Here is a 17949-nt window from a genome sequence, read left to right as displayed (position 1 = left end):
TGGATTTACACATCAAAATATGAGAGAATATGCTTATCATTTAATTCTAAAATCTATTACAAATATATAAATTATTTAATTCCCACCAAATAAGTATGAATTAAATTTCCATAGATTCATTATTTATTAATATTGGCTTACTTTCTTTTGCTTTATTCAAACTTTCGAAAGCAAACAGTAATTGATTAATTTCTTCTTCAGAATGTTCTGCTGTTAGGATAATTCTCAGCATTACCAAACCTTTTGGAATAACCGGATAAACCACAATGCTTGTAAAAATTCTGTGAACTTCTCTCAACTCTTTGACAATTAAAGTCGCTTCCAAAGTATCAGCTTTGATGATAACTGGCGTGATACAGGTATTAGTTTTCCCAATATCGAATCCCAAATCTCTCAAACCTTTCTGAATTTTAAAAACATTCTCCCAAAGTCGAGTTCGGAACTGAGGATTTTGTTTGATTAATTCTAATCTTTTTCTGATTCCGATAACCATTACAATGGGTAAAGCTTTGGCAAAAATCTGTGACCGAATATTATATTTGATATATTTGATGACAGTTGCCTTTCCGGAAACAAAAGCACCGAAGCCAGCAAATGACTTTGTAAACGTAGAAAAATAAAGATCGATATCATCCTGAACGCCTTGCTCCTCGCCGGTTCCTGCTCCATTTTTTCCCATCACACCAAGACCGTGTGCATCGTCAACTATCAACCGGAAAGGATACTTTTTTTGAGTTCAACGATTTCTTTCAGCTTGCCTTGCTCTCCATTCATACTGAAAACGCCTTCCGTCAGAACCAGGATTCCACCGCCAGTTTCCGCTGTAATTTTTGAAGCTTTTTGGAGTGATTTTTCAAAACTATCCATATCATTATGAGCGAAAACAAATCTTTTTCCTCGATGAAGTTTTATTCCGTCGATGGCGCAAGCGTGGCTTTCAGAATCATACACCACGACATCATTTCTCGTCAACAAAGTATCAATCAAAGAAAACATTCCCTGATAACCAAAATTCAATAATAATGATGATTCTTTTTGAGTAAACTCAGCCAATTCACTTTCGAGTTCATGATGATGAATTGTCTGTCCAGTCATTGCTCTGGAACCCATTGGATAAGCCAATCCATAAGATTGACTACTTTCCGCATCTACTTTTCTGACTTCGGGATGATTGGCAAGACCAAGATAATTGTTGAGCTGAAAACTATCATTTCCTGTCCTTTGAAAAACATTTTTGTAGAAATCTCTCCTTCCAATTGAGGAAAAATATATTCTCCATCCGCATAAGTTGCGTATTCGCCCAGCGGACCTGGGTTATTCTCTATTCTTTCAAATATATCCATTATAAAATTTATAACCCAAAAATAGAATAATTTTAATTTCATACCAAATTAGTATGAATTAATTTTAAAAATAGTATTAAAGTTCTCCTATTTTATCAATTTTATCAGAATTAGCAAGTCCATTTGGGTTACAACCTGGTTCGCCTTCCGGAACTTTGATATTTTTGTCTTGGTAAAATTTTTCCCAGAACACATTGGTTCTATTCGTTTTTGGATCGATGAAAGTCATTGGTTCCAACTGGAAGATCTGATTATCGCGGAAAGCCCTTTCTACAAAATCTGAACAGTAATAGGAATTTTCATCCAGAATATAATTGAAATTATACGGTTTTCCGATCAAATTTTCTGCTTCAGAAACTGATTTTGGAATTGAGGAATGAAATTCAGATTTCAGCCTGTAAATATCAATTTTTTGTCCGGATTTGGTTTGTTCTTTTAGGAAGGCATGAAGTTTTTGTTTCTGGGAACCGCCTCTTGGTGAAGCATGAAGAACGTAAAGGCGATGGTCCTCTTTTTTCACAATGCCTACATGATCATAAGAAGTTTTCTTCTCTGTCTGAGTCACGTTATTGATCGCTCCGGATAATCCGGAATCTGCAGCCGGGACGAAAAGTAAATCACCATTTTCCAAAATTGAAGTATTATAAGTTTTGCAGCTTAGAATTATAAAAAACAACGAAAAAACCGGAATTATTTTTTTCATTGCGTAAAAATATAAAAAGTACAGTTGTAATTCATAATATTATTACCATCAAACAGTTGCCATATTTCCGTCAAATTCTCTTCAAGAGACAAAAAAAGCAGAATCATTACTGATCCCGCTCTTGATAAATGATGTAGATTAGATGAATTCTACATTTGTTATTTCAATCTTTCTTTCTCCATCGGAAAAAGGCCAATTAATTACGTCTCCAACCCTGTATCCAACAGTTGCTATTCCCATTCTGGACATGATGGAAAATTTCCCTTTTGCTTTTTTTTCTTTGGCAGTGTCAACAAAAAGATAAGTTTCTTCTTTGTTTTCCGTATGATCTTTAATGGTTACTTTACGGTTTACGGTAACAGCATCCTCTGGCAATTCTCTTCTCAAGACTTGTTTAGCATGTTTTAGCTCAGCAATCAAACGGTATTCCTCCGCACGGGATACTTTTTTCCGTCTGATTTGTTCTTTGATTAGATCATAGATTCCGGTCGTTACAATGATTTTATGTGACATAATTATTTTATTTAAATTTTTATACTGCTTTGCGATATGGCTCATCGGCGGTCCATAAAAAAACCACTGGCAGAAGACAGCAAAATATATTTATTATTAGAAATGACAGTACTAAATCCCTGTCCGATAGCCAAGACAGGGCTTAAGAAAGAAACTCCTTGGAATTTTGCAGAAAAATATCATCCAGCAAATAAGAAATTACAACTTTCCGGATGATAGTCAGATTTTGATCTGATAAAAATTTTGTCATTTCGTGATTAGATACTCAAAGATAACCATTTTTATGAATTACTTTTTATAACTGGCAATATGATTGTCTGTAATAAAAAAAAAGAACTAAATTACTTTTTATAATTGTTCTCATAAATCGCAATCCATTCATTAACAGATATTTTCTGACAAAGCTCACCCAACAGATCATAAATAATATCCTCCACTTTTTTAAATCTTATGCAAGATTTCCCCATATCCAGTGTCTTTTTAGAATGTTTTGGAAACTCAGCAACAAACCAATCTAATATTTTCTGGTCTGCATAAATCCCGGAATTGTAAAAAGCAATAAAATTCTTTTGCGAAGCCACACTTATGAAAGGCAAAGGCATATCTTTCGCACAGTGATAACCTGCGGGATACAGTTCCAGAGGCACAACCCAGGTTACCATTCCGTATTGCATCGTCTGCTGAAAACCTGTCGGAAGATTCTCATCAACGGTTTCCAATAGTTTCCTGAAAGCATCCCGTCTTTCCTCAGGAATCTGGGATATATATTCTTCAACGGTATCAACAAAAATCTGCATGGGAGGTTTAATTTAAATCAAAAATAGCAATTTTTTTGTTGATAAATTAAAGCTTATTTTTGCACTTCAAAGTTTTAAAATAATGCCGAAAATATCGCAAAGAGCGCAGCATATGCCTGCATCACCTGTCAGAAAATTAGTTCCATTTGCAACTGCTGCCAAACAAAAAGGCATCAAGGTCTATCACCTGAACATTGGTCAGCCAGATATCGAAACACCACAAACGGCTTTGGATGCTGTAAAAAACATAGACCTGAAAGTTCTGGAATATGCGCTGTCAGAAGGCAATCTGGATTACAGGATTGCACTTAGAGATTATTATCATTCATTAGGATTTAATGATTTAACGACAGATAATTTCATCGTTACCAACGGAGGTTCCGAAGCTTTGAATTTTGCGATTTCCACACTTTGTGATGATGGCGACGAAATCATAATTCCTGAACCATATTATGCCAATTATAATGGATTTGCCGGAACTTTCAATATCAATATTGTGGCAGTTCCTTCAACGATTGATACAGGATTTGCCTTGCCTTCGATTGAAGAATTTGAAAAAAGAATTACAGATAAAACGAGAGCAATCGTGATCTGTAATCCCGGAAATCCGACAGGCTATTTATACTCCCGAGAAGAACTTCAGAAACTGGCAGTGATTGCGAAAAAACATGACATTGTTATTATTTCGGATGAAGTTTACAGGGAATATGTTTACGACGGCGAAAAACAAATTTCGATGTTCGAATTTCCGGAAGTTGCAGAAAATGTCATCGTTATTGATTCAGAATCAAAACGTTATTCAATGTGTGGTGCAAGAATTGGTTGTATGATTACACGTTCCAAAAAAATTCATGATGCTGCGATTTTATTTGCTCAGGCAAGATTGAGCCCTGTTCTTTTGGGGCAAATTGCTGCAACTGCTGCTCACAAGAACGATTCGGAATATATTGCCAAAGTGAGAGAAGAATACACGGAAAGAAGAGACCTTTTGGTAAGCTTATTGAATGAGATTCCTGGAGTAATCTGTCCAAAACCAAAAGGAGCATTCTATTGCGGTGTGGAATTACCTGTAGATGATACAGAAAAATTTGCGCAATGGCTTTTGGAAAGTTATTCCAATAATAACGAGACCGTGATGGTTGCGCCAATGGGCGGTTTCTACAGCAATCCGGAATTAGGAAAAAAGCAGGTAAGAATTGCATACGTTTTGAAAAAGGAAGACTTGAGAAGAAGTGTTGAACTTTTAAAAGATGCGATTCAAAGATACAATACAGAATTTGCTTAAATTAAAAATTTAAAGATGAAAATAATTAAAATTGGATTTATTCTTTCAGCGTTTTCGCTTTTATTATTGAGCTGTAAAACATCAGCGCAAAACACTTCGATTGAATCGGTATCATTTACAAATACCTTCGGAAGAGGCGGAAGGACTTTCATCAACGCTACCAAAGACTCTCTGGAATCTTCTGCACAAGGCGGAAGAACGGAAGAATTCCCTGCTTTTAAGAAGAAAATCAATGTAAAAGACTGGCAAAAACTGGTATCCGGAATTGACATCACTGTTCTGGAAAAGACAAAAAGCGGAGAAAAACGTGGTCATTATGATGGTCCGGATCAGATTTTCAGAATCAAAACGTCAACAAAAGAATACGAATTCTACAACGTTTCGCAAGATTCAGAAGGGTACAAACAACTGGAAAAACTGAAAAACAATCTCGAAAATTTGCTTCCTCAATATAAATAATGATACAGGAAAACATTTCCCTAAAACCATACAACACATTTGGAGTTGATGTTTCGGCTCGATACTTTGCAGAAGTCAATTCTGTAGAAGAATTGATTGAAACTCTCAAATTCCCTAAAACCCAAACTCTCCCACTCCTTTTCCTCGGTGGTGGGAGCAATATTTTGCTTACTAAAACTTTTGACGGATTAGCCATTCTATTAAATCTGAAAGGAATAAAAGAAGAAATCATCGATGACAATTTGGTTCTGGTTACAGCAAAATCTGGGGAAAACTGGCATCAGTTTGTGATGTTTTGTCTCGATAAAAATTATGGCGGATTAGAAAATTTGTCATTAATTCCGGGAAATGTAGGGACTTCGCCGATGCAGAATATCGGCGCTTACGGAACCGAAATCAAAGATATTTTTGAAAGCTGTAAAGTTCTGAATCTGGATAACTTTGAAATTGAAACTTTGAACTCAGAACAGTGTAAATTTGGTTACAGAGATTCGGTTTTCAAACAAGAAGGCAAAGGGAAATACGTGATTCTGGAAGTCACTTTCCGGCTGACCACAAAAGTCCATAGAATTGATGTTGAATATGGTGCGATAAAATCCGAATTGGAAAATATGGGAATCGACATTTCGACTCCGCTCAATGTGACAATTCAAGATATTTCTAAAGCCGTTATCAGCATCAGGCAAAGCAAATTGCCGGATCCAAAAGTGATTGGAAATGCCGGAAGTTTCTTCAAAAACCCAACAATTCCAGTTTCACAATTCGAAACTTTAAAACAACAATTTGAAAATATCCCTGGTTATCCGAATGGCGTTTTTGTGAAAGTTCCCGCCGGTTGGCTCATCGAACAGGCTGGTTGGAAAGGCAAACAAATCGGAAACGTAGCTTCTAACCAATTACAAGCTTTGGTCATCATCAACGCGACTGGAAATGCAACCGGAAAAGAGATTTTTGATTTTTCCACGATGATTATTGATTCCGTAAAAGAAAAGTATGGAATTGAATTGGAACGGGAAGTGAATATTATTTAGTTGATGGTTTTTAGTTGATTGTTGATGGTAATTTAATTCTAAAAAATATATAAATTAAAAAAATGAAAGTAGATATCTGGAGCGACACACGATGTCCGTTTTGTTTCATCGGGAAAAAGAATTTTGAAAAGGCACTTCAGAATTTTGTTCAAAATGATAAGATCGAGGTCAATTGGCATTCTTTCCAGCTCGACCCGAAAATGAAAACCGACCTCAGCAGAAATCATTATGAATATTTGTCTGATATCAAAGGTCACTCTTTGCAAGAGACAATCAAAATGCACGAAAACCTCATCCAAATAGGAAAAAATGCAGGAATCGATTTCAATTTTGATGATGTGAAAGTTTCCAATTCTTTCAAAAGTCAAATATTGGTTCAACTCGCAAAGGAAAAAGGAAAGGCCAACGAAATGGAAGAGCTTCTGTTCGAAGCTTATTTCATCCTTGGAAAAAACATTGATGATGTTGAAGTTCTTTCAGAAATTGGCGAAAAGTTAGGTTTTACAAAAGATGAAATCCAAAATGCTGTTCAATCTCCTGAATTAACAGAATTGGTAAACAACGATATCGAAGAAGCAGCTTCGCTTGGAATCAACAGTGTTCCGTTTTTTGTTTTCGACAGGAAATATGCAATTTCTGGAGCTCAGCCAACCCATTTATTTGCTGAAGTTTTGGAGAAAAGCTGGACGGAATTTTCTGAAAGCAATTCAAAGTTTGACATCGTTCGAGAAGGTGATTCTTGTGATGTAGATGGGAATAATTGCTAATAATTAAAAAATAAGGATTATCACTTCTATAAAATTATCTCCTCACAGATTTAGAAAATTAAGCAGATCAAGATTCTGAAAATTCTGAAAAATCTGAAAAATCTGAAAAATCAGCGAGAATTAAAAATAAATAAAATAAAACACAAATGAAAATAGCAGTTCTCGGCGCAGGAAATATGGGTTTATCTTTTTCAAAATCTTTTTTGAAGTATGAATTGATAAAGCCTCAGAACCTCCATCTCATCACAAGAAGCCAAATCAAAAAAGAAATAATCAAATCGGTTTTTCCAGATTCGGAGATTTCGTCCTTTAATGAAGTGAAAGAATTGGAAGCGGACTTGATAATCATAGCTGTGAAACCGCAGGATTTCGCTTTCGTTGTTGAGAATCTGACATTTAAAATCCCAGGGAAATCTTTGGTGTTATCAATAATGGCAGGAATTTCTATCGAAAAAATTCAGAAATTTTTAAAACATAAATTTGTAGTTCGGGCAATGCCAAATTCCCCAACACTTCTCGGAATGGGAATCACGGGTTATACAGCTGCAGAAGGCATTTCTTTCTCCGAGCTGATGAATGTCGAACGATTGCTGAACTCGACCGGACGTTCTGTTTATCTGGAAGACGAAAAACTTTTGGATGCGGTAACGGCACTTTCAGGAAGTGGACCAGCTTATTTCTATTATATCATCGATGCAATGATAAAAGCCGGAACGGAAATGGGAATCGATGAAAACCTCTCGAAATTATTTGTAAAGCAAACCATGCTGGGTGCTTATCATCTTATCAATAATTCGGACAAATCTTTGGAAGAATTGATAAAAGATGTCGCTTCAAAAGGCGGTACAACGGAAGCAGCTTTGAAAACTTTCGATGACAGAGTATTGAAATCCATACTGAAAGACGGCATCCTGTCTGCTGAAAAAAGAGCGAAGGAACTGAATCAATAATTCGTTGCATTTTACATTTCAGACTGAAAAATGTGGCATGAAGATAGCTTGATAATTTCTATTAATTTCTTATATTCGTTTTGAGATAACATTCGATGATGATTTACGATCTAGAAAAGGAAAACAAGGAGATCCTTGCCCGCTATAAAGACCTAATTACCAATACATACCGGACGCTGGACGAAGAGCAGAACAAGCTCATCAGAAAAGCCTTTGATATTGCTTTGGATGCGCACAAAGATCAACGCAGAAAAACTGGCGAACCTTATATTTACCATCCCATAGAAGTGGCAAAAATTGTTGCTAATGAGATTGGTCTGGGTGCGACTAGTATTGCGTGTGCATTGCTTCATGATGTTATAGAAGACTCCGAATACACCTATGAAGACCTGAAAAAAATCTTCGGGAAGAACATCGCCGATATTGTCAACGGGCTGACAAAAATCTCCGTGATGAACCAGCAGAACATCTCAGTCCAGTCGGAGAATTACAGAAAATTGCTTCTCACACTTTCAGAGGATTTCCGGGTAATTCTTATCAAGATCGCCGACCGGCTGCACAATATGAGAACGCTGGAGAGTATGCATCCTGTGAAGCAGAAAAAAATTGCTGCAGAAACTGCTTATATCTATGCACCACTGGCCCACAGATTCGGACTATATTCCATCAAATCTGAACTGGAAGATCTTTCTCTCAAATATAACAACCCTGATATTTACAATGAGATTCTCAGCAAGTTGGAAACGGCAAAAGAAGGACGGGAAAAGTATGTGGAGGAATTCAAAAAGGAAGTTTCCGAACAACTGAAAGAAGAGAATCTGAATTTCACGATCAAAGGAAGAGCAAAAGCCATCAGCTCAATTTACAGAAAAATGCTGAAGCAGAATGTGACCTTCGAGGAAGTTTATGACAATTATGCGATCAGAATCATCTATAAATCGGATCCGAGAAATGAAAAATTCTTAGCCTGGAAGATTTATTCCATCGTAACTGATCTTTATCAAAGCAACCCTTCCCGAATGCGGGACTGGATCTCCCAACCAAGGTCGACTGGTTACGAAAGTCTCCATCTTACTGTAATGGGGCCTGATAAAAAATGGATCGAGGTTCAGATCCGGTCAGAAAGGATGGATGACATCGCTGAAAAAGGTGTGGCTGCCCATTACAAATACAAAGAGGGCTATCGGAAAAACAGTGATGACCAACGGTTTGAAAATTGGGTTTCCGAGATACGCGAAGTTCTGGAACAGCAGCAGAATCTTTCCACATCGGAGCTTCTTGATAATATTAAACTGAATCTCTATTCCAAGGAAGTTTTTGTTTTCACACCAAAAGGAGAGATCAAAATCCTGCCTACCGGTGCCACTGCTCTTGATTTTGCTTTCTCTGTACACACGGATCTCGGGATGAAATGTCTCGGCGCAAAAATCAACGGAAAACTTGTTCCCATTAGTTATGTGCTTCAAAACGGTGATCAGATTGATATTCTCTCTTCCCAAAATCAGAAACCGAAAGCGGATTGGTTGGAATTCGTTGTGACTTCCAAAGCCAAATCGAAAATCAAGAACATCCTTAACTCGGAAAAAAACCAGAATACGTCCGAAGGAAAAGAAATCCTGCAAAGAAAAATGCGCCACGCCAAGCTGAACTTCAGTGAGGAAGAAGTCAACGGATTACAGAAATTCCTCAATCTGAAAACCTCGCAGGATCTGTTTCTGGGATTCCAGAACGGCACTTTCGACATCGGCGACATCAAAAGATATTCTGACAAAAAAGGAATTCTCAGCAATATTTTTAACCGTTTCCGAAAGTCTTCCAACAAAGAGGAATATGTCGAAAAAATAGATACGAATCTGGATATGATCGTATTTGGAAAAGATGAAGAAAAGCTGAATTATTCCTTCGCAAAATGCTGCACTGTGATTCCGGGCGATAAAATTTTTGGCTTCATTACAATTTCTGACGGGATCAAAGTACATAATGACAGCTGTCCCAATGCGATCAACTTAAGAGCCAACTATGACTACCGGGTTTTGCAAGCCAAATGGGTGAACGCCGAAAGCTTCAAAAACAGAATAAAAATCGAGATCGAAGGTCTGGACAGAATGGGTATGATCAACGACATCACCGCTGTTATCAGCAACAATATGAATATGGATATGAAAAGTATGAGCATTGCTTCCAACGACGGTATCTTCACCGGAAACATCAACCTGGAAGTTAAGAATAAAAGCCAGCTGGAGGAGACTTTCAAAAAGCTGAAAGCAATCAACGGCGTTTCAAAAGTAAAGCGTGTATAGATGGAATTATCAAGATATTTTCAGCAATTTTTCCATAACAGCAAAAGTTCGGGAATTATTCTCATTATTTGTGTTCTGATTTCTTTGTTAATGGCCAATACATCTATGGCAGAGAGTTTTCAGAATCTTCTGGAGACAAATATCGGAACAGAGATTTTCCACCTTAATTATTCCGTTTCTGTTTGGGTGAATGATGGTCTGATGGCAATTTTCTTTCTCCTGGTCGGATTGGAAATCAAACGGGAATTAATCGAAGGAGAATTGTCTGACATCAAAAAAGCCAGTCTTCCCATCTTCGCAGCATTAGGCGGAATGTTGATTCCTGCGATTATTTATTTCAGTTTCAATCACGATACAGATTATAAAAACGGCTGGGCAATACCAATGGCGACTGATATTGCATTTTCATTAGCAATTATTTCTTTACTGGGAAAGAGTGTTCCTAATTCCTTGAAAATATTTCTCAGTGCATTGGCTATTGTTGATGATCTGGGCGCCATTATCGTGATTGCATTATTCTACACCGACTCCATTGATTGGATTTCTTTGGGAATCTGTGGCGGAATTACCATTCTTCTGGTCATTCTAAATAAGACCGGTGCTAAAAATCTTCTGCTTTATCTGGTGCCTGGATTATTTCTATGGTATTTTATGCACCATTCGGGAATCCATGCAACGATAGCCGGCGTCATCCTGGCATTTACGATTCCTACTAATCTTTCAAACACTGAAATTTCTCCTTTGGAAAAACTGGAACAGAATCTTCATATTCCCGTCAGTTTTGTGATAATGCCATTGTTTGCTTTGGCGAATACGAATATTACATTCCAGAAAGAAATTTTCGAAGGATTTATTAATCCTTTGAGCCTGGGAATTATTGGCGGATTGTTTGTCGGAAAGGTTTTGGGAATTAACCTATTTTCATTCTTAGCCATCAGATTAAAATGGGCAGAATTACCTGCTTTTTCTGCTTGGAAAGAGATGTTTGGCGTTGGATTTTTGGCCGGAATCGGATTTACAATGTCAATTTTTGTTTCGCTTTTAGCTTTTCCAAATGAAATTGAAATTCAGGATATTTCGAAGATTAGTATTTTGATCGCTTCGGTTTTATCCGGAATTACCGGATTTATGATTTTGAGATTCAATAAAAAACCTTCCAGTTATTAATTGAAAGGTTAATCATTTAATCCCTTTTGGAAGCATTTTTCTTTTCTCTTTTTGCTTCTTTCTTTTCTTTGGCTCTTTTTTTACTGCTTTTTTAGCATCTTGACCTTTTGCCATGGTTGTATATTTTGGATGTTAGTTAGTAAATTAATTAATGTAAATATAATTAAATATTGAATTCAATAAAAACCTATTACAATGACATTTCTTCGCGCACCAATTTTTGAAGTTTAACTTTCTTAATTGCAAGGTTCAGCTCGTTACCCATCAGAACCAAAAACACATTCACATTCACCCACACCATAACCAAGATAATGGAACCAATAGAACCGTACAGGACGTTATATTTTGCGATATTCGCTACATAAATTGCAAAGAAATAAGTCAGTACCACGAAAAGAACTGTGGTAAGAATCGCTCCCGGAAAAGCTTCCCTTATTCTTGTAATCTTGATGCATCCCACCCAATAGAACAATGTAAGCAGGATAAAATAAAACAGCGGGAAAGATATAAACCCTATAATCTTCGTAAGATTTTTTGTAAACCATCCTATGTCATATGTAGGCGTGAACAGCTTAAGAACCACCTCACTGTAATAGATCCCAAATATAGACAGACAAACCAGCGTGAGGAAGCAAATCGTGATGAGCATCGCCAGAAGGTATTCTTTGACAAAGCCTCTTTGGAGCTCCGTATTCCTGTTGAATCCGTTGATGAGCGAGAAGCAGCCATTGGTTGCAAATACAAATGACAGCAAAATTGTCAGATTACTGATCGATTTCATATTCGGGATCAGGCTGGACTGGATATAGCCTGTGACATCACTTTGCATGTGAGACGGAAAAACATTTGGCATCAGAACTTCAAAAATATAAAACTGAAGCTTGTCATAGTGCGGCATGAATGGTAGAACCGATAAAAAGAAAAGAATCATCGGGAAAAGGCTCAGGAAAAAACTCCATGATATGCTAGCAGCCTGTCTTCCCAAAGGGTTTTTAAAAATCGCATCCGAATATATGGAGAACATTTCCCACAAAGAAATACCCAAAACAGGAATATGGATTCCGTCTAAAAAGTTCTTGATATTGAGAAAAAAACGCTGTATTTTTTTTGCCATTCAGTTATCTTTGCAAAACAAATATACTAAATGCGTATCAATTTGATCTGTATCGGCAAAACCGACGACAAGGAAATCATATCTCTCATCAATTATTACCTGCCGAGAATCCCGAAACACTGGAACTTCGGCCTGATCGAGATTCCGGATGTTAAGAATGCCAAAAACATGAATCCGGAACAGCTCAAAAAAGAGGAATCCAAATTGTTTCAAAATCAGATCGATGCTTCTGATCTGGTAATTATTCTGGACGAAAAAGGAAAACAGTTCACAAGCCGCGAGTTTTCTGAAAAAATTGATTTCTGGATGGGAAGTTCCGTGAAAAAAGTCAATATTCTGATTGGTGGTGCTTATGGTTTTTCGGAGGAAATCTATCAGCGTTCCAATGAGAAAATATCATTATCCAATATGACTTTCACACATCAGATGATCCGTTTATTTTTTGTGGAGCAAATTTATCGTGCGGCTACAATCCTGCAGGGAAAGCCTTATCACAATGATTAGATCTCAGATAATTAATTCTTATTGATAACCTTTTTTGTTAAATTGGCTAAAAAACCACCTAATAAAAAGCCAACGACAGCGCCAAAAGCAATATCCATAGGATAATGAACGCCAATATAGATTCTGCTGTAAGAAACCAAAATGGCCCAAAACAACAAGATAAAGGTCAGATATTTATATTGCTTTCCAATTACTATCGAAAGGAAGCTGACCAAAAAGAAAGAACTGGAAGCATGTGCAGAGTAGAAACCATAATTCCCGCCACATATTACCATTCGCATTTTTTCCATTATCAACGGTTCATGACAAGGCCTCAACCTCTCCACACCGTGTTTGAAAACACTGGCTAATTGGTCAGAAATTGTAATTCCGATAGCAATAAAAATCAATACGAAAATCAATTTTTTCCGCGGAACGGCTTTGTAAACAAAGTAAAGTAAAATCACATAGAACGGAATCCAGAACCATTTCCCTGTTACCAATAACCAAAAAGGATCGAAAGTAGAATTCCCCAGGCCATTGAGGAATAATAATAATTGCTGGTCCAGATAAATCAGTTCATGCATAGTTTATCGGCTTACAGGACCTTCGTGAGAATCGTCTTCGGAAAGGTCTATTTTTTCAGCGACTGTATTTTGGAAATCAACACTTTTTTTATCTTCCAAAGGGTTGAATTCCTGCGCAGATTTCTTCACTTTATCTATTTCTTTTTTGATCTCGGAAAGTGGATTGTCTGCTTCTTTCATGATCTCGGTTTTGATATCATCCACAGCGCCACGCATCTTGCGTACGCCTTCACCCAGACCTCGTGCGATCTCGGGCAGTTTGTCCGGCCCGAACAAAACAACAATTGCCAAAGCAATCAAAAGCATTTCTCCAATACTCAATTCCATTTGACAAAATTAAGAAACATTTAGAGATTTGATACAGAGAATTTTATTAATTTTTACTTAAAAAACATAGAAATCAATCTTATTCATGAAAAGTATCACAAATTTTTTTGACGTAAATTTATGGTCTCTAAGAGATTGGGAATGAAAAGACAGAAAGTACAGGCGAACAATTATTTCAAATTAATTATTTCATCATTATTTATAGGCATCATGGCATCGGTTTTAGGATTAACACTGAAGAAAATCACCGAGTTCTGCCAGGAACATTTATTTGATTTTGCCGAAAAGAACAATGCTTTTTTATTCATCATTCTGCCAACATTTGGGATTACGTCCATTTACTTTCTTAGGAAATATCTTTTCAAAAACAGAAAGAACAAAGGCATCACGGAGATATATAAAACTGTGTATCATAGAAAAGACCATCTGCCTTTCTTCAAGATTCCTTCGCATTATTTCAATGGATTTTTGACGGTAATTTTCGGAGGCTCCACGGGAATCGAGGTGTCTACAGTTGTTGCAACTGCTACAGTCGGGAATTCGGTTTATGAGAAACAATTTGCCGCCAATGTCTACAAACTGGAACTGATCTGCGCCGGAGTGGTTGCTGGGGTTGCCGTACTTTTCGGGAATCCCCTTGTCGGTTGCCTTTTTGCTTTGGAAGTCATTGCGAGAAAAATCAATAAAACCCTAATCATCAGTTGCACATCTGCAGCTTTGATGGCTTGGATATTTCTCTACTTTTTCCCTTCAGAACCATTGATTAATTTTCCGGTAACCCATTGGAACTGGATTGCTGTTCCATTTATGGTCGTTCTAAGCTTAATGGGCGGAACACTCTCAGTTTATTTTACTTTATTGGTGATTCAGATGAAAGATTTCTTCTCCGGAATCCATAATAACTTCATTCGTATAAACCTGGGCGCATTGTCTGTCGGGATTCTGATCTGTTTTTTTCCTTTCCTTTACGGCGACAGTTACCATTCCTTGGATGAATTGATCTCTCATCCTCAAAGTTATTCCGTCTTTTTGATTTTAGCTTTGGTATTACTGAAACCATTAGCTTCATCATTGACATTAGGCGCTGGTGGAGACGGCGGTGTTTTTGCACCGAGTATTGTGGCGGGTGCATACTTAGGATTAGGGTTTGCAATAGTTTGCAACACTTTTTTCGGAACCTCTTTGATTTACATTAACTTTATATTGATCGGCGTTGCTGCTACTCTATCAGCAGCCATCTACGCCCCTTTCACCGCATTGATCCTCACGTGCAGCCTGGTCCCGAACGGCTACGAATTATTCTTCCCGATTCTTATAGGAAGCCTGATCGCTAAAAAAACAGCAGAAAAAATTATCCCTTATAACGTTTATACTTACGTCCCGAAATCTTAGATTAAGATTAACATTCCCGCTGAATATTCAGATTTTACAGATTTATTTTAATGATCTGCTGATTTGCCCAATCTACGAGACGTTTATGATTTCTTCCCTTTAAAACTAATATAAACAAAATAGATGCTCAGCGCAAAAAGCAGAAATGCTAAGAAAAATGGCGCACCAGGAAACAGAAACGGTGCTTCTTTATGCGTGAAATAATAGAACAGATTCGTCATCAACGGCGGACCGATGATGGAGGTCGCACTCATCAGACTCGTCAGCGCACCCTGCAGTTCACCCTGTTCGTTGGAAGGAATATTCTTGGTAATGATCGATTGTAATGCAGGACCACAAATCCCGCCCAGACAATAAGGAATCGTGAATGCAAGCATCATCCACCCTTCCGTCGCAAAGGCATACAGAAGCATGCCCAGCGCATAAAGCATCAGGCCATAGAAGACACTTTTCTGATCTCCGATCTTAGGATTCACCCAGCGGATCAGTAATCCCTGTACCAGCCCAACCAACAACCCGACAACGCCGAGAGAGATGCCCACCATTCGCTCATCCCAGCTAAACCTGTACATCGTATAGAAACTCCAGTTGCTTTGTACCGCATGCGCACCGATATAAATAAGGATTAAGGCTGTAGTAAGGGCCGAGATTTCAGGATGTTTTCTCAGGAATTTAAAAGAACCTATAGGGTTAGCCCGTTTCCAGCTGAACGCTCTGCGGTTTTCATTGCCAAGACTTTCCGGCAGAACAAAATAACCATATATAAAATTGATCATGCACAAAACCGCCGCTGCATAGAACGGAACTCTGGAACCATAATGCCCCAAAACACCACCTAAAACAGGCCCGATGATAAAGCCCAACCCAAAAGCCGCACCTATAAGACCAAAGTTCTTCGCACGGTCCGCATCGGTAGAGATATCGGCAATGTAGGCACTTGCCGTAGTGATGCTGGCACCCGTGATACCGGCAATGATCCTGCCGACGAAAAGCCACCAGATACTTGGCGCCAAAGCCAGAAAAATATAATCCACAGAAAACCCGAAAAGAGAAAGCAGGATAATAGGCCGCCGTCCATATTTGTCACTCAGATTCCCGACCAATGGCGAGAAAACAAACTGTATGAAAGCATACGCAAAACTAAGCCAGCCGCCATATTTGGCCGCCTCGCTGACGTCTGCATGAATCAGTTCTTCTATCAGTTTCGGAACCACGGGAATGATGATCCCCCAACCAGTAATATCAATCAGTAAAGTGATAAATATAAACCCTATAGCGGCTGATTTTTGGTTTGTTTTCATAGAATGCGAAGATAATATTTTTTGATTTGATAATTATATTTCTTGCTGATTAGTGTCCCGCCCCGTGCTCCATAATAAATGGCAAGAGCAGATGCCCTCAACAGTACATAATAATAACATTTGAATATTATAATAAGAAGATCGCTCCTCCGGAGCTATGATTTGTTTTGGTATCTTAATCTTCTATTAACAGTAAATCCCTCCGGGATTGATACAATATCTAATGATGAAATACTACGGATTCTTCCTGTGAAAATGTTTGGAATATCAACAATACATCCTTCCGGAATCAATGCAGCTCCGCCAGGAGCGTTATGTTAATAGGAAAATCTTTTTTTTAAAATCAAAGCTCCGGAGGAGCGACCTTAAAAATTCAATGATATCATCCAATTGTCATTTAAAATTGAAAAATGCCGGAAACATATTACAATGCGTCACTGACGCATTTCGATATACCCTTGAAACATTTCGATGGGCCGTTGATTCATTACGTTGAAGCGTTGAACCATTACGATGAGCTCTTGATTCATTACGATGACTCGGTGATCCATTACGATAAACCGTTGATTCATTACAATGAGACAAATTCACTACATATCAATAAGTTACGATTGAAAACAATATTTTAAAAAAAAAATGCTTGCGCAATTACAAAAAATTTATAATTTCGAATTATAAACTTAAAACACAATTCTGATGAAAAAAAATCCTGTTATTCGGGAGTTCCATCTCACCGATGCCGTCTTGAAACAAAAAGCGGATGAATTTATCAACCTTTTAGATCGTGATATTGTCGAATTCACAGACCGGGGTTACTCTCCTGCAAAGAAAACCGAACTGACCGATGCACGCAACGCCGTGGAAGATTTCCCGTCTGATGAACAACTGGAAGCTGTCAAAATAGAGCTGACCAACCAAAAGGACGCTGCCCGAAGCGCCTTGGAAAAAACCATGCGCACCATCCTGAATATGGCAGAAAACACTTTTAGATTCGGCAGCGCCAAACATAGGGAATTTGGGGCCTCGGATGTGAGCCGGCAGCCTGATGCAGAACTGGTGCGCAATGCGAGAATCATGTCTGTCACCGCCGAAAAATACCTTGACGAATTGAAAAACGAAGGTCTTACGCAAGATAAAATCACCACTCTGATTGCTCAGCGTGACAGATTGGATCTCGCCATCGATGCACAGGCGAAAGGCATCTCGGACAGAGATGTGGCGACAGAAGACCGAATAGAAACGCTCAATACACTCTACCGGCTGCTCACCAAATATGCGGGCATTGGCCAGGACATTTTCTTCGAAACCGATGAAGCGAAGTATAATGATTACATCATCTATGATACGCCAAGCGGATTGCAGAATGATGTGACGCCGGAACCCATAGCATAATATCAATGAATTGATGCCCCATCATTTGTTTTTTTTAA

General features: G+C 37.9%; 17 protein-coding genes and 1 pseudogene. 10 read left to right on the top strand and 8 right to left on the bottom strand.

Annotated features, from left to right (window positions below; genetic code table 11):
- Positions 1-100: 100 nt before the first annotated feature.
- The 4 genes and pseudogenes from BUA97_RS11315 to BUA97_RS11295 form a co-directional block, all read right to left on the bottom strand.
- Positions 101-1343 (bottom strand): annotated as a pseudogene (locus BUA97_RS11315) (aminotransferase class I/II-fold pyridoxal phosphate-dependent enzyme).
- A 76-nt stretch (positions 1344-1419) separates the two neighbouring features.
- Positions 1420-2046: a YiiX/YebB-like N1pC/P60 family cysteine hydrolase gene (locus BUA97_RS11310; protein WP_072998060.1), complete on the bottom strand. Its 627-nt coding sequence runs from the start codon at positions 2044-2046 to the stop codon at positions 1420-1422.
- Positions 2047-2184: 138 nt separating this feature from the next.
- Positions 2185-2559, bottom strand: coding sequence for a GreA/GreB family elongation factor (locus tag BUA97_RS11305; RefSeq protein WP_072998632.1), 375 nt, complete (start codon positions 2557-2559; stop codon positions 2185-2187).
- A 341-nt stretch (positions 2560-2900) separates the two neighbouring features.
- Positions 2901-3356 carry a DUF1801 domain-containing protein gene (locus tag BUA97_RS11295; RefSeq protein ID WP_072998057.1) on the bottom strand — a complete coding sequence of 152 codons (456 nt, stop codon included), beginning with the start codon at positions 3354-3356 and terminating at the stop codon, positions 2901-2903.
- A gap of 82 nt (positions 3357-3438) precedes the next feature.
- Between BUA97_RS11295 and BUA97_RS11290 the strand changes: the two genes are divergently transcribed.
- The 7 genes from BUA97_RS11290 to nhaA all read left to right on the top strand — a co-directional run bounded on the left by BUA97_RS11290 (position 3439) and on the right by nhaA (position 11315).
- Positions 3439-4641 carry a pyridoxal phosphate-dependent aminotransferase gene (locus BUA97_RS11290; RefSeq protein ID WP_072998055.1) on the top strand — a complete coding sequence of 401 codons (1203 nt, stop codon included), beginning with the start codon at positions 3439-3441 and terminating at the stop codon, positions 4639-4641.
- Positions 4642-4656: 15 nt separating this feature from the next.
- Positions 4657-5100 (top strand): hypothetical protein, encoded by a 444-nt coding sequence (locus BUA97_RS11285; protein ID WP_072998054.1) that lies wholly within the window; start codon positions 4657-4659, stop codon positions 5098-5100.
- Positions 5097-6131 (top strand): UDP-N-acetylmuramate dehydrogenase, encoded by a 1035-nt coding sequence (gene murB / locus BUA97_RS11280; protein ID WP_072998052.1) that lies wholly within the window; start codon positions 5097-5099, stop codon positions 6129-6131. The genes BUA97_RS11285 and murB overlap by 4 nt, the downstream gene beginning before the upstream one ends.
- Positions 6132-6193: 62 nt before the next feature.
- Positions 6194-6898: a DsbA family oxidoreductase gene (locus BUA97_RS11275; RefSeq protein WP_072998050.1), complete on the top strand. Its 705-nt coding sequence runs from the start codon at positions 6194-6196 to the stop codon at positions 6896-6898.
- Positions 6899-7044: 146 nt separating this feature from the next.
- On the top strand, positions 7045-7848 hold the full coding sequence (proC, locus tag BUA97_RS11270; protein WP_072998049.1) for a pyrroline-5-carboxylate reductase: 804 nt from the start codon (positions 7045-7047) through the stop codon (positions 7846-7848).
- A gap of 98 nt (positions 7849-7946) precedes the next feature.
- Positions 7947-10148, top strand: a complete 2202-nt coding sequence (locus BUA97_RS11265; protein WP_072998620.1) for a RelA/SpoT family protein — start codon at positions 7947-7949, stop codon at positions 10146-10148.
- A complete protein-coding gene (nhaA, locus tag BUA97_RS11260) occupies positions 10149-11315 on the top strand; it encodes a Na+/H+ antiporter NhaA (RefSeq protein ID WP_072998047.1) in 1167 nt (388 codons plus the stop codon).
- A 190-nt stretch (positions 11316-11505) separates the two neighbouring features.
- On the opposite strand, the gene BUA97_RS11255 is transcribed toward nhaA, so the two are convergent.
- A complete protein-coding gene (locus BUA97_RS11255) occupies positions 11506-12429 on the bottom strand; it encodes a YihY/virulence factor BrkB family protein (protein WP_072998045.1) in 924 nt (307 codons plus the stop codon).
- A gap of 30 nt (positions 12430-12459) precedes the next feature.
- Between BUA97_RS11255 and BUA97_RS11250 the strand changes: the two genes are divergently transcribed.
- Entirely contained in the window at positions 12460-12933 is a 474-nt protein-coding gene (locus BUA97_RS11250) for a 23S rRNA (pseudouridine(1915)-N(3))-methyltransferase RlmH (RefSeq protein WP_072998043.1), read from the top strand.
- A gap of 11 nt (positions 12934-12944) precedes the next feature.
- Here the strand turns inward: BUA97_RS11250 and BUA97_RS11245 are convergent, their stop codons facing one another.
- Both BUA97_RS11245 and BUA97_RS11240 read right to left on the bottom strand, forming a co-directional pair.
- Positions 12945-13499: a phosphatase PAP2 family protein gene (locus BUA97_RS11245; protein ID WP_072998041.1), complete on the bottom strand. Its 555-nt coding sequence runs from the start codon at positions 13497-13499 to the stop codon at positions 12945-12947.
- Between the two features lie 3 nt (positions 13500-13502).
- Positions 13503-13826, bottom strand: a complete 324-nt coding sequence (locus tag BUA97_RS11240; RefSeq protein ID WP_072998040.1) for a Sec-independent protein translocase subunit TatA/TatB — start codon at positions 13824-13826, stop codon at positions 13503-13505.
- A gap of 141 nt (positions 13827-13967) precedes the next feature.
- Between BUA97_RS11240 and BUA97_RS11235 the strand changes: the two genes are divergently transcribed.
- Positions 13968-15218 (top strand): chloride channel protein, encoded by a 1251-nt coding sequence (locus tag BUA97_RS11235; RefSeq protein WP_072998038.1) that lies wholly within the window; start codon positions 13968-13970, stop codon positions 15216-15218.
- 83 nt (positions 15219-15301) lie between these two features.
- On the opposite strand, the gene BUA97_RS11230 is transcribed toward BUA97_RS11235, so the two are convergent.
- Positions 15302-16519 carry a TCR/Tet family MFS transporter gene (locus BUA97_RS11230; RefSeq protein WP_072998036.1) on the bottom strand — a complete coding sequence of 406 codons (1218 nt, stop codon included), beginning with the start codon at positions 16517-16519 and terminating at the stop codon, positions 15302-15304.
- 696 nt (positions 16520-17215) lie between these two features.
- On the opposite strand from BUA97_RS11230, the gene BUA97_RS11225 reads away from it, so the two are divergent.
- Positions 17216-17911 carry a hypothetical protein gene (locus tag BUA97_RS11225; RefSeq protein ID WP_072998034.1) on the top strand — a complete coding sequence of 232 codons (696 nt, stop codon included), beginning with the start codon at positions 17216-17218 and terminating at the stop codon, positions 17909-17911.
- The last annotated feature ends 38 nt before the right edge of the window (positions 17912-17949 follow it).

The organism is Epilithonimonas mollis (assembly GCF_900142325.1).
GTDB lineage: Bacteria > Bacteroidota > Bacteroidia > Flavobacteriales > Weeksellaceae > Epilithonimonas > Epilithonimonas mollis.
This window is presented reverse-complemented; position numbering and strand designations above follow the sequence as displayed.